Origin of the sequence: Cytophaga sp., from assembly GCF_051961495.1 — a bacterium.
Lineage (GTDB): Bacteria > Bacteroidota > Bacteroidia > Cytophagales > Cytophagaceae > Cytophaga.
The window spans coordinates 24264-36757 of sequence record NZ_JBQCDF010000207.1 but is presented as its reverse complement, the minus strand read 5'-3'; the positions used below and the strand labels follow the sequence as shown (position 1 = coordinate 36757).

General features: G+C 39.1%; 10 protein-coding genes. 4 read left to right on the top strand and 6 right to left on the bottom strand.

Annotated elements, in window-relative coordinates; all coding sequences use genetic code 11:
• Positions 1–9: 9 nt before the first annotated feature.
• Positions 10–2652, bottom strand: a complete 2643-nt coding sequence (locus ACTHJT_RS11160; RefSeq protein WP_440238144.1) for a valine--tRNA ligase — start codon at positions 2650–2652, stop codon at positions 10–12.
• A gap of 123 nt (positions 2653–2775) precedes the next feature.
• Between ACTHJT_RS11160 and ACTHJT_RS11155 the strand changes: the two genes are divergently transcribed.
• Positions 2776–3513, top strand: coding sequence for a Bax inhibitor-1/YccA family protein (locus ACTHJT_RS11155; protein ID WP_440238142.1), 738 nt, complete (start codon positions 2776–2778; stop codon positions 3511–3513).
• 143 nt (positions 3514–3656) lie between these two features.
• Here the strand turns inward: ACTHJT_RS11155 and ACTHJT_RS11150 are convergent, their stop codons facing one another.
• Positions 3657–4025 carry a helix-turn-helix domain-containing protein gene (locus ACTHJT_RS11150; RefSeq protein WP_440238140.1) on the bottom strand — a complete coding sequence of 123 codons (369 nt, stop codon included), beginning with the start codon at positions 4023–4025 and terminating at the stop codon, positions 3657–3659.
• A gap of 283 nt (positions 4026–4308) precedes the next feature.
• On the opposite strand from ACTHJT_RS11150, the gene ACTHJT_RS11145 reads away from it, so the two are divergent.
• Positions 4309–4704, top strand: coding sequence for a response regulator (locus ACTHJT_RS11145; RefSeq protein WP_440238138.1), 396 nt, complete (start codon positions 4309–4311; stop codon positions 4702–4704).
• A gap of 102 nt (positions 4705–4806) precedes the next feature.
• On the opposite strand, the gene ACTHJT_RS11140 is transcribed toward ACTHJT_RS11145, so the two are convergent.
• On the bottom strand, positions 4807–6912 hold the full coding sequence (locus tag ACTHJT_RS11140) for a S46 family peptidase (protein WP_440238136.1): 2106 nt from the start codon (positions 6910–6912) through the stop codon (positions 4807–4809).
• A gap of 162 nt (positions 6913–7074) precedes the next feature.
• Complete coding sequence (locus tag ACTHJT_RS11135) at positions 7075–8496, bottom strand: BamA/TamA family outer membrane protein (protein WP_440238134.1); 1422 nt, start codon at positions 8494–8496, stop codon at positions 7075–7077.
• A 61-nt stretch (positions 8497–8557) separates the two neighbouring features.
• Between ACTHJT_RS11135 and acs the strand changes: the two genes are divergently transcribed.
• Positions 8558–10453: an acetate--CoA ligase gene (gene acs, locus ACTHJT_RS11130; RefSeq protein ID WP_440238132.1), complete on the top strand. Its 1896-nt coding sequence runs from the start codon at positions 8558–8560 to the stop codon at positions 10451–10453.
• A 66-nt stretch (positions 10454–10519) separates the two neighbouring features.
• Here the strand turns inward: acs and yidD are convergent, their stop codons facing one another.
• Both yidD and ACTHJT_RS11120 read right to left on the bottom strand, forming a co-directional pair.
• Positions 10520–10759, bottom strand: coding sequence for a membrane protein insertion efficiency factor YidD (yidD, locus tag ACTHJT_RS11125; RefSeq protein WP_440238130.1), 240 nt, complete (start codon positions 10757–10759; stop codon positions 10520–10522).
• Between the two features lie 5 nt (positions 10760–10764).
• Positions 10765–11895: a prolipoprotein diacylglyceryl transferase gene (locus ACTHJT_RS11120; protein ID WP_440238128.1), complete on the bottom strand. Its 1131-nt coding sequence runs from the start codon at positions 11893–11895 to the stop codon at positions 10765–10767.
• Between the two features lie 199 nt (positions 11896–12094).
• Between ACTHJT_RS11120 and ACTHJT_RS11115 the strand changes: the two genes are divergently transcribed.
• Positions 12095–12493, top strand: a complete 399-nt coding sequence (locus tag ACTHJT_RS11115; protein WP_440238126.1) for a hypothetical protein — start codon at positions 12095–12097, stop codon at positions 12491–12493.
• Position 12494 lies beyond the last annotated feature (1 nt).

Genomic DNA, 12494 nt, shown 5'->3' with positions numbered 1-12494 from the left:
ATTTATAAATTAAGCAACTATTTCTTTTAACGCTTCTTCCAGTGATTTTAATTTTGAAAGCGCATCCTGTTGTTTTTGTTTTTCGTTCTCCAGTATATGCGGCGCCGCATTTTGTACGAATTTTTCATTACTAAGTTTCTTTTCAACGGATGCAAGAAACCCTTTTGTATATTCAAGTTCTTTCTCAATTCGCGCTTTTTCCTCAGCCACATCTACTTGAGAAGATTGAATGGAGAAAAAGAATTCATCATTTTTTATCACAAATGATGCGCAGCCTTCAACTTTTTCCTGTACAAAATTGATTTCTCCGGCTAAACCTAGTTTTTTTATTACAGATTCAAAAGCCAGATAGGTTTCTTTTTGAGTTGTTTTAATATATAATTCAGGGCGGACATCTTTGGCTAACTGTTTAGAAACACGAATATTGCGCAGCTGTGTAATAATTTCCATGATCGCGTTTCCGTTGATCAGCACTTCCTGTGAATATGGCTTAATCGCAGGCCATTGAGAAATGATTACACAATCTTTGGTCTCACGCTCCTTGATCTCATGCCACAGTTCTTCTGTGATGAATGGCATGAACGGGTGTACAATCTTTAACACCTGTTCAAAGATTGTTAATGTTTCCTGATACGTTTTTGCATCAATTGGTTTTCCGAATTCAGGCTTGATCATTTCCAGATACCAGGCACACAAATCGTCCCATACCAGTTTGTAAACACTCATCAAAGCATCTGATAAACGGTATTTACTGAAGTGGTCTTCAATCTCCGTTAAGCTTGCCTGGATTTTTGCATTCAGCCAATTTACTGAAGCTTCGTTGGCATAAGGTAAGGCGCTGTCAATTTCCCAACCTTTAATCAAGCGGAATGCATTCCATAATTTATTGGTAAAATTTCTACCTTGTTCACAATACTTATCATCAAACAATAAATCATTTCCGGCAGGAGAACTTAACAGCATTCCAAAACGCACACCATCGGCGCCATACTTAGCAATCAGGTCCAGTGGGTCAGGAGAGTTGCCTAGTGACTTGGACATTTTACGGCCCTGCTTATCTCGTACAATACCTGTTAAATATACATTGCTGAATGGTTTTTCTCCTCTGAATGCATAGCCAGCCATGATCATACGGGCTACCCAGAAGAATAAAATTTCCGGAGCTGTTACCAGATCGTCGGTTGGGTAATAATATTTAATATCTTCATTTGACGGGTCTTTAAAACCATCAAACACTGAGATTGGCCACAACCAGGAAGAGAACCAGGTATCCAGTACATCTTCATCCTGTTTTAAATCAGTAAGTGTAAGTGCTGCATTACCGGTCAACGCTTTAGCTTTGGTCAACGCCTCGGTTTCATTCATGGCTACAACAAATTTTCCGTCGGCCAGATACCACGCAGGAATTCGCTGTCCCCACCATAATTGGCGGGAGATACACCAGTCTTTAATATTATCGATCCAGAGCTTATAGTTATTTTTAAATTTCGCAGGATGTAATTTGATTTCATCGTTCATTACAGAGCTCAGCACTTCCGGATGTTTATCCATGAAGCTGCGCATGTTCACAAACCATTGCAGGGAAAGGCGGGGCTCAACCACTGCATTGGTACGCTCTGAATAACCAACATTATTGGTCAGGTTTTCTGTTTTTACCAAATACCCTTTTTCTTCTAATTCCGCAGAAAGTTGTTTACGAACCTTGAAGCGATCCAGACCAACATATAATTGTGCTTTTTCACTGAAGGTACCGTCGTCATTCATGATGTCGATTACTTCAAGACCGTGTTTCTGGCCCAGCTGGTAATCGTTTACATCGTGCGCCGGAGTTACTTTTAAACAACCTGTACCGAATTCAAGATCAACATATTCATCCTCGATGATCGGAATTTCTTTATTGATAAGCGGAACAATAACTTTTTTTCCTTTGAGATGTTTCCAGCGCTCATCTTTCGGGTGTATACAAACGGCAGTATCACCAAGAATTGTCTCGGGACGTGTGGTTGCTACAAGAGCAAAATCTTCTGAGCCGACAACCTTGTATTTTATGTAATATAATTTCGATTGAACTTCTTTGTGAATTACTTCTTCATCAGACAAGGCTGTTTTACCTTCCGGATCCCAGTTAACCATGCGGAACCCACGATAGATCATACCGTCTTCGTATAGCTTATTAAACACTTCGATAACCGCGTCTGAAAGATTATCCTCCATGGTAAAGCGCGTTCTGTCCCAATCGCAGGAAGCGCCAAGCTTTTTTAATTGTTCCAGAATAATGCCGCCGTATTTATCTTTCCACGCCCAGGCATGTTTCAGGAATTTATCGCGTGAAAGATCACTTTTTTTAATTCCCTGTTCACGCAATAAGGCTACAACTTTTGCTTCTGTAGCAATAGATGCATGATCGGTTCCGGGTACCCAGCAGCTCTCTCTGCCTTCCATGCGGGCTTTCCGGATCAAAACATCCTGAATGGTATTATTCAGCATATGGCCCATGTGTAAAACGCCGGTTACGTTTGGCGGCGGAATTACAATTGTGAAAGGTTTTTTAGCTGTATTGGGCTCAGAATGAAAGAATTTATTTTCCTGCCAATATGAATACCATTTATTTTCTACCTCAACCGGGGAATAGGTTTTGCGAATTTCAGACATAAGAATTATCGAACTAGTACGTTACAGCTAAATGAAGGTGCAAGTTAGTTATTTCTTCCAGCATGGAAAAACACTAATTTGTAGTATTATTGTATTTAATATTCACAATCAACAATAAAAACGATGTTAAGAACTTCAAATCCGGCCCTGAATGAAAATACGTTTAACGTTAGGGCCATTAGTGGCGAAGAAACAATGACGATCAGAGGGACGGTCAACAAAAGTTTTATTCTGATCGGTCTGGTTTTTTGTACCGCAATTCTGTCATGGGATTTTATGCTGAAACCGGATGCAGGCGCTGCATACGTTATTGGCGCAGCAATTCTGGCTTTAATAGCAGGATTAGCAACAAGCTTTAAACCAACATGGTCTCCGTATACAGCTCCTGCCTATGCTTTATTCGAAGGCGTATTTTTGGGTGCGATCTCCGGCTTCTTTGATGCAATGTATCCAGGTATCGCCATTCAGGCGGTTTTGTTGACTTGTGCAACATTTCTTTGTTTGTTGCTGGCATATCGTTCTGGTTTAATAAAAGCAACTGAAAACTTTAAACTTGGTATTGTTGCCGCAACCGGTGCAATTGCGCTGATTTATTTGGTTTCGATGGTACTTGGATTTTTTGGAATTCAGATTCCTTTGATCCACGGAAATGGAATTGTCGGGATCATTTTCAGCCTGGTTGTAGTAGTAATTGCAGCATTAAACCTGGTGCTTGACTTTGATTTTATTGAGCAGGGTGAAGCTAATGCAGCACCGAAGTATATGGAGTGGTATGCGTCTTTTGGATTGCTGGTAACACTTGTTTGGCTCTATATTGAAATATTGAAACTACTGGTTAAGCTATCCAGCAGAAGAGAATAATACATTTATTAAATGTATATAAACAAAAACAGCGTCCCGATGGTTATCGGGACGCTGTTTTTGTTTTCGTCGATTATGTTCAAGACCTGCGATGCAGATACTCAAATATTTTTTCTCGTTTTTTGTTTGTAATGTTCCGTGTATTATACAACACGATTTGTTTTTAGAAGATTGATGATCTCTTCTTTATCGCGGATCTGTTCGCGCAAATAATCAATTTCTTTGATCATGCTATCCATTTTCTTAGCAATTTCCTGCTCATCAATAGAAGAAGTGCTACCATTCTGGCTATCTGCTAACATGTGTCCATTGCCCATGTACAGCCAATGCGGATTGATTGTCGGCAAGGCTTTGTAAATAGCATTGAAGAACTCAATGTTAGGAATGTTTTTTCCTTTCTTAGCGTTGGATAACGTATTTTCCGGTAACCCAGCTTGCTTAGCCAATTGTTTCTGATTCAAATTAAAATGTTTTAGAATCATTTCGATCCTTGCATGTACAGGTGTATTCATGTCACTTAAATTTTTTTTATTCAACAAATCGAATTAGTGTGACTTTTTTTTCTATCTTTGATTGTTCCGAATAGAATCGGCAATAGGCTCAAAATTTAAGTAATACCCATTTTATTGCTTAAATGATAGCTATTTGCCAGCGAATCACAGTATTACTCATTTGTACGAGAATTTAAATGAATAAGTTTGTATTTAGTTCATTTTTCTGTACCTTTTTTAATATTTTATTGTGTAAATCAGTGTTGATTTATTAATTTGTTGATAGCATTTAGTTGTTTAAGGGATGAATTCAAAGGTTGAATGGGTATTGTTGGTAGATGATGATGAGATTCAGAATTTTATACATCAACGAATAATAAGTAAATATTTAACCCAGGATAAGATTTACATTGCCACAAATGGGGAGGAAGCTTTGGCAATTTTGAAATCTCAGCTGGAAAATCAGCAAAATACCCGGAAGGGGATTATTTTTTTAGACATAAATATGCCTATCATGAATGGTTTTCAGTTTTTAGAAAAGTATAACAGAGAATTAGCTGAAACCTTTGCACAAACAACCGTTTATCCATTGTCAAGCTCTGAAGACATTATGGATATCTTACAAATGAATCATTTAGGAATTAATAATTACCTGGTAAAACCACTTACGCACGAACAGGCTGGTGCTTTATTAAAGTAGTTCCTTTCTATATAAATAGGTATGAATAAAAGCGTTCCGACCCTGATCCCGATAGCTATCGGGGGCAGGGTCGGAACGCTTTTTATTTACAGCAAAGAAATGTTATTTAACCAATGTCATTTCCTTGATCAGGTGGCCGGCGCCTGCGTATTGCTCGATCATAAACAGTACATACCGTATGTCAACACAAATGGTACGTTGTAATGCCGGTTCATAGATAATATCTCCGCTCATGGCTTCCCAGTTGCCATCAAATGCAACACCTATTAACTCTCCTTTGTCATTCATTACCGGACTACCGGAGTTACCACCGGTGATGTCGTTAGTTGTAATAAAGCAAATCGGCAGCTTGCCTTCTTCGTTTGCATAATTGCCATACGATTTGCTGAGGTACAACTCTTTTAGTTTTTGGGGAACAATGAACTCTTCATTTGTTGAATCTTCTTTTTCTATAATACCTTCAAGCGTGGTGAAGTAATTATAATAGACCGCATCTTTCGGGAAATAATCCTGTACGGTTCCATAAGTAAGACGCATCGTAAAGTTTGCATCGGGATATAAAGCTTCTCCTGAACGCATCTCTAAAACTGCTTTTAAATATGATTTGTTTACCAATTCGAGCGCATTAAATACACTGCCCAACGTTGGCCCTACATTCGCTCTGAAATCGCCCAGAATAGATATCATACAGATATAGCCAACATCTTTCTTCAACAGTTCTGCGCTAGGCGCATTCATAAATGCATCAAAGGCTGCCTTGTTTGCCAGCATGGATTTGGTAAAAACCATAGCGGCATATTTTTCAAAATTGCCCTTGTATTTTTTTTCTACTTCTTTAAAAATACCCGGGTGCAGACTTTTGTCAATATCATCGTAATACATTTTTAATAACGCAGCAAATACTTTCTGGTCCGTGCTTTTGTTATAATCTTTAAAGTACTCGTCTGCAGCGGCAGCGAGAGCAGCTTTACCTTCTTTTGTATCTACTCCGGCTTCTACTAATTTGTTTACTTTATAAGCAAACTCTAAAATTTCTGTACCAAAAGCTGCTTCCTGTATATACACATATGGTAAGTTTACAGTGCCATATACATCATAGATTTTTTTATAGTTGGCAAGTACAAGCCCGTATTCTTTTATACGTGCGCTGTCTTGTCTCACCCATGCTTCAAAAGCCGCTTCTTCTTCTTGTTTATCTTCAATCACATGAAGTCTTTTCAAGCCCTGGTTCTGGCCGATAAAATATTTATAGTAGTTACTTACACGTGCATATTTAGAAGCATACTGAATACGTACTTTGGGATCCGCATCCATATCTTCCTTCATCAATGCAAGTTTCTTTTCTCTGAGTTTTATTTTTGCCGGATTACTTTGGTAGTAATTCATGGCTACACCGTAAGAAGTCATGTAACGTTCTGTACTACCCGGATATCCCATTACCATGGAGAAATCATTTTTCTTTACACCGGCTGTTGATACAGACAAATGTGTACGTGGGTGATATGGAACATTGTCTTTGGAGTATTCTGCTGGCTTACCGTCTTTGTCCATGTAAACTCTGAATAAAGAAAAATCGCCTGTATGTCTTGGCCACATCCAGTTATCGGTATCACCACCGAATTTTCCTACGGATGATGGCGGTGCACCTACAAGACGGATGTCTTTAAAGATCTGGTATACAAAAAGGATCTTTTGATTGCCTTCAAAAAAATCTTCAACAGCAGTTGTGTATTTATCGGCTTCACTGTATTCTTTGTCAAGTTCAATCAGCAATGCTTCCTGCTCTTCATCTGTTTTTCCTTCAAACCTGCTGGATACGTCTTCCATGCGAACCAGGAATGTAACGGTTAAACCGGGATTACTTAATTCTTTTGAACGGTCCATAGCCCAGAAACCATTTGTAATATAATCATTGGTTACAGAGCTATGTGATTGTATAGCATCAAACCCGCAGTGATGGTTGGTAAGTATTAAACCATCCTGAGAAATAACTTCTCCGGTACAGAAATTTCCAAAATTTACAATGGCATCTTTTAAGCTGGAATTATTTACAGAATAGATCTGCTCTGTTGTAATTTTCAGACCCAGCTTTTTCATTTGCTCGTAATTCTTGCCCAATAAAAATGGCAGCCACATACCTTCATCTGCAAAGGTATTTCCAATACTCAACGATACGAGTGTAAGAAAGACAATAAAGCGTTTTAACATAGATCGATTGTTTTTATGAATTCCTGAAAGTAAGTAATTATTTGAAGAGATAAAAGAGTGTAAAGTTTATAGTGTAAAGTGTAATTGCTTCTCAATTGAAGAGTTGATGAAGGACTGCAATTCGTACTATTCTTTTGTATATTACCTGGTAACTAGCACCTATCAAATTCCAGCCTTGAAGTTGATAAATATTCCGCTTTGCAAATCCCGGTTCACGGAATATTCAACACGAACAACAAAATCGTAGTACGTAACAACGTCAAATCCTATACCACCACCCGGTAGGTATGTATTCGCATAATGTCTGTTTCCCTGTGCATACATAGTGGTCCGGTTGTCCCATACATAGCCCATATCCATGTAAGCCTTTAAAAAAACTTTTAAGGGAATTTTGGAAAAACGTTCATCAGGAAAGTCATGCAATGGTACGTTCCAATCCAATAATTTAAAACGGAAGTTTATTTTGCTCAGGATATATTTTTGTCCGTCTATAACATATTGTTCGTAGCCGCTAACAGCCTCCTTATCATAACCCAAACCGCGCTGATTGAAATATGGCTGCTGTACAGGAGTAGAAACTTTTCCTTTTACCGTACCTGCAATATTGAAACGTTTTTTGATCGGTTTATATATGCTTATTTCTCCTTTAAATGAAGTCAGTGAAATGTCCTTGTTGATACCCAGGCCCATTTGTTCTGCGTCGAAACGTATGTATGTTCCTTTTAACGGGTAATAACGGATGTCCCGGTGATCTTTGATCAGGGAATATTTTAAGGAAATATATTCCTGCCTGGTTCTTCCTTCTGAAAAATAGGTAGGGTTTAATTGGGCCACAGTATCGCCGATGGCATTGTTGTAATACGTTGCGCCTAACTGGTGTTCCAGGTAAAATTTACTTCTGTAGGTAAATGTTATACCCGTGCCAAAACGTTCGCGGATAAAAGCAGAGCTTTCTATATAGAATAATTTATTTTCTATCGTATTGTAGGCTACCTGCTTGTTTAATATATAGCCAATGTAGTAGATCAGCCCTAGTTTCCTGGACTTCGTTAAGTAGGGGATTGTATAAGTAAATTCTGCTTTTTTGGTAAAACCGAATTCAACTTTGATCTTCATGGATTCGTTCCTGCCACGCATATTCTTTTGCAGAAAATAAAGTCCTGCATCCAGACGGTTAAGATTGTGGTTGCGTTGTACCCACCATTCATTGAAGTTACGATCGGCAAGCCCAATAATGGGAACGATGTAGGTATAATAGCGTTCGCGCACGGTCACTTTAACTGTTTTATGTATCGCATTTGTTGAAACAAGCTGTGTGGTTGTTTCTAAAAACAAAGAGGTGTTGAACAAACGGTTCTGTGTGCGCTGCAGACGGCTTTCAATATTTTTTGTTAAGACTGTATCGCCGACTTTGAAATCCAGTTCACGTTCAATGATAAATGTTTTGGTGCGTTTGTTTCCTTCAATGTGTATGCTGTCAATAATGAAATACGGAGCCAGCGTGGAGTCTGCCTGAGCGAAGATTGCCTGGGCAATAGTAAAAAATGGAAGAAGAAAAAGAATATGTCTTAAAATCGAATGCACACTTTCACAATTATCGTTTAAATTTATATATTTAATTTGTTATTTAACCGTTTTTTATACCATGATTAAAGCAATTCAATCTTTTGACGAATATACCCAAGCATATGCTGCAAGTGTTTCAAATCCTGAAAAATATTGGGAAGAACAGGCGGAACAATTCATTTGGAAAAAGAAATGGGATAAAACATTGGAATGGAATTTTTCTGATCCGGATGTAAAGTGGTTTATTGGTGGCAAGCTGAATATAACTGAAAATATATTGGACCGTCATGCAGCGGCCATGCCGGATACGGTTGCGATCCATTGGGAATCCAACAACCCGGATGAAGCCGGCAAAGCCATTACATATAAGGATCTATATGAACAGGTTTGTGTCTTCGCGGGAATATTGAAAAGTAAAGGTATTCAGAAAGGCGACCGTGTCTGTATTTATATGCCTATGATTCCGGAGCTGGCTGTTGCCGTGCTGGCATGTGCCAGGATCGGAGCAGTGCATTCGGTGATCTTTGCAGGATTTTCTGCAAGTGCTGTGGCTGACCGCGTAAATGATGCCAAGGCAAAAGCGGTTATTACTACAGACGGATCATATAGAGGTGCTAAAAGTATTGCTGTGAAATCATTGATTGATGAAGCATTACAGCAGTGTGGAACAGTTGAGACGGTCATTGTTGCTAAACGCACCGGTGATGCGGTTGTTATGAAGCCTGGCCGCGATTACTGGTGGAATGCGGAAGCTACAAAGACCACACCGGTTTACGAAGCAGAGGTTATGGATTCGGAAGATCCTTTGTTTATTTTATATACTTCAGGCTCTACCGGAAAACCTAAAGGTGTGGTTCATACGATCGGTGGTTACATGGTGTATACAGCATTTTCTTTTGCAAATGTTTTTCAATATAAAAAAGGAGATGTGTATTTCTGTACGGCAGACATAGGCTGGATAACCGGCCATAGCTATCTGGTGTATGGTCCGCTGCTGCAGGGGGCTACACAGGTGATGTTTGAAGGTGTACCGACCTATCCTGATGCTGGAAGATTCTGGAAGATCATTGATAAATATAAGGTAACACATTTTTATACGGCACCTACAGCTATACGTTCATTGATGTCGTTTGGAGATGAAATCCCGGAACAGCATTTACTGACATCCTTAAAAGTACTTGGGTCAGTAGGGGAGCCGATCAATGAAGAAGCGTGGCATTGGTATAACGAGCGCATCGGGAAGAAAAAATGCCCGATCGTTGATACCTGGTGGCAAACGGAAACAGGAGGGATTTTAATTTCTCCGCTGGCTAATATTACTCCTTTGATTCCATCGTATGCAACGCTGCCGTTACCGGGCGTACAGCCTGTTATTGTAGATGCCAGCGGAGCGATTCTGGAGGGCAATGATGTTGAAGGGAATTTGTGCATGAAATTCCCCTGGCCTTCGATCATACGTACTACGTATGGAGATCATGAGCGCTGCAGGCAAACTTACTTTTCAACTTACCCGGATCTGTATTTCACCGGCGATGGTTGTAAGCGTGATGAGAAGGGGTATTACCGCATCCTGGGAAGGGTGGATGATGTAATTAATGTATCAGGCCACAGATTTGGTACTGCTGAAATAGAAAGTGCGATCAACGAACAGGCAGACGTGATTGAGTCTGCTGTAGTAGGATACCCGCATGATATCAAGGGCCAGGGTATTTACGCCTATGTCATCTGTGATAAAACAGATAAAAGCCATGAGCAGCTGCGCAAAGAAATATTAGACAGCGTTGTAAAATTGATTGGTCCGATTGCGAAGCCCGATAAGATCCAGATTGTACCGGGTTTACCGAAAACACGTTCAGGAAAAATCATGCGTCGTATTTTACGAAAGATTGCTGAAGGTGAATTAAACAGTCTGGGCGATACCTCTACTTTGCTGGATCCGGAAGTGGTGGAAGAGATTAAGAAGGGATCATTGTAAAAGTGTAAAGTTTAGAGTGTAAAGTGTATTACTCTAATACACTTTACACTCTAAACTTTACACTTTTTAAGGTACCGGATCATAACCGCTACCCCCCCAGGGATTACAGCTGCAAATGCGTTTGGTACCAAGCCAGATTCCTTTTAATGGTCCGTGTTTTTCAATAGCCTGTATGCAATATTCCGAACAGGTAGGGTAATAACGGCAGGCGCCGGGCAGCAATGGAGAGATGCTATATTGGTAAATCTTCACAGGTATGATAAATACTTGTTTGATGACACCTGTGAAGATTTTTTTCTTTTCCATTACGATTATTTTTTATCGTGCAATTGCTTTTTATCCTTCATTAATTTAAAACTCCTGAATAATGAAAAAAATCCTGCCACGATTAATGGGATACTGAGTATTTGGCCCATGTTCCAATCCATTTCATCTTCAAATGCCGATTGATTTTCTTTAAAGAGTTCATAGAAGAAACGAAGTGAAAATAAGATGACCACGAACAAACCAAATAATAAACCTTCAGGAGTTTCTGCGCGGTACTTTTTATACAGCGCATATAAAAGAAGGAAAATTAAAAACGAAGATATTGCCTCAAACAGTTGCGCAGGGTAACGTGGTATGCCATATACGAGTACATCTATTTCCTGATGTTTGTCATCCACAATACGGGATGCAAGAAAAATATTCTGATCTTTTGGTATGATGATATGCTCCGAAGCATTCTTGTCCTTGGAGAGAGCATTTGCAACAGCATAATTTGAAAAGGCAGCGGCAGAGTCAATACGTTTGGTTTTTAAAGTCATTTTCAGTTGTGTGACTGGCAGACCAGAAATGATTGAGTCTTTACCAAGTTCTTTGAAACGAACATCCTGAATCATTTTTTTACCAAATGTTCCAATGAGATGTTGCTTTGCCGGAGAGGTAAATACAAATGACACAGCTGAATCAGCAGGTTTACCTATAATTTCTGAGTTCATTAAATTACCCATGCGGATACAGGCACCTGCCAGGGCAACAACGATTACCACACGATCCAATACATATAAGAACCTTTGATCCTTGTATTTTCTGGAATACAACCATACTGCGAAGATGATACCATAGGCAGCTCCATGACTAGCCAGTCCTCTGAAACCTGTGAATTGAAATTCCGGTTCAAATTCTACTGGTAAAAAGATTTCCATAATGTGGTGCTGAAAATACGCCCAATCATAGAAAACGCAATGCCCTACACGTGCCCCGATCAACGTCGCAAGAAACATGTATATAGACAATTTTTCTACATCGGTTTCTTTTCTTCCTTCAGATACATAGATGGAAGTCATGATCCTGAAGCTGAAATAAAAACCAGCTGCAAATAAGATGCTGTACCAATGCAGTTCAAAGTTTCCGATCTCTGCCAGATAGGGTGCAACATTCCAGATTATATAAGTCAACATACTTTATGGTAATTTTAATAGTGTACAAAGTACAAAAAAAATAGCACGATTATAGCATAAACAATAGAATACAGGATTTGACTAGCAATCAGTAACTTAATATATTCTTCTTTGTAAGTCTGTGTTTGAGCAATCAATACTTTTATATTCGAAGGGAATTTTATAGGTTGAAGAAATTTTAATTTTTATCCGGCAATCTATGGTTTATCCTTTCATTCTAAACGGTATTATCATTCTTTATGTAAGTGTAGCAGGTGGTTATGCTTTTGCAAAAGCAATAAAAACAAAACCTGAACGCGAAGTGGCGTGGCGTGTTGTACACTCCGGCGGCAGTATGGCTGGCACAATGTTGATTGCATTAGGCGCCGCCTGGAATTTTATAAAACTGGGTGTATATGAAAAACCAATTGGCTGGTCATTGATTGTTTCTACATATTTAATGATTGCAGGAATGTTTTTAGCAGCGATGACGGGCAAAAGAGGTTTGCATTCCTCATCAAAAGGAATTGAAAAAATAATCTATTGGTTATATGCATCCGGTGGAATCCTTTGTACGCTGGCTTTAACAGCGCTTCTCATCGGTGTAATCATTCAATAAG

Excerpts from the sequence above, each read along its gene's own strand:
- ACTHJT_RS11150 (WP_440238140.1), bottom strand. The coding sequence starts at position 4,025 with ATGAATACACCTGTACATGCAAGGATCGAAATGATTCTAAAACATTTT.
- acs (WP_440238132.1), top strand. The coding sequence starts at position 8,558 with ATGATTAAAGCAATTCAATCTTTTGACGAATATACCCAAGCATATGCT.
- ACTHJT_RS11145 (WP_440238138.1), top strand. The coding sequence starts at position 4,309 with ATGAATTCAAAGGTTGAATGGGTATTGTTGGTAGATGATGATGAGATT.
- yidD (WP_440238130.1), bottom strand. The coding sequence starts at position 10,759 with ATGGAAAAGAAAAAAATCTTCACAGGTGTCATCAAACAAGTATTTATC.
- ACTHJT_RS11140 (WP_440238136.1), bottom strand. The coding sequence starts at position 6,912 with ATGTTAAAACGCTTTATTGTCTTTCTTACACTCGTATCGTTGAGTATT.
- ACTHJT_RS11160 (WP_440238144.1), bottom strand. The coding sequence starts at position 2,652 with ATGTCTGAAATTCGCAAAACCTATTCCCCGGTTGAGGTAGAAAATAAA.
- ACTHJT_RS11115 (WP_440238126.1), top strand. The coding sequence starts at position 12,095 with ATGGTTTATCCTTTCATTCTAAACGGTATTATCATTCTTTATGTAAGT.
- ACTHJT_RS11155 (WP_440238142.1), top strand. The coding sequence starts at position 2,776 with ATGTTAAGAACTTCAAATCCGGCCCTGAATGAAAATACGTTTAACGTT.
- ACTHJT_RS11120 (WP_440238128.1), bottom strand. The coding sequence starts at position 11,895 with ATGTTGACTTATATAATCTGGAATGTTGCACCCTATCTGGCAGAGATC.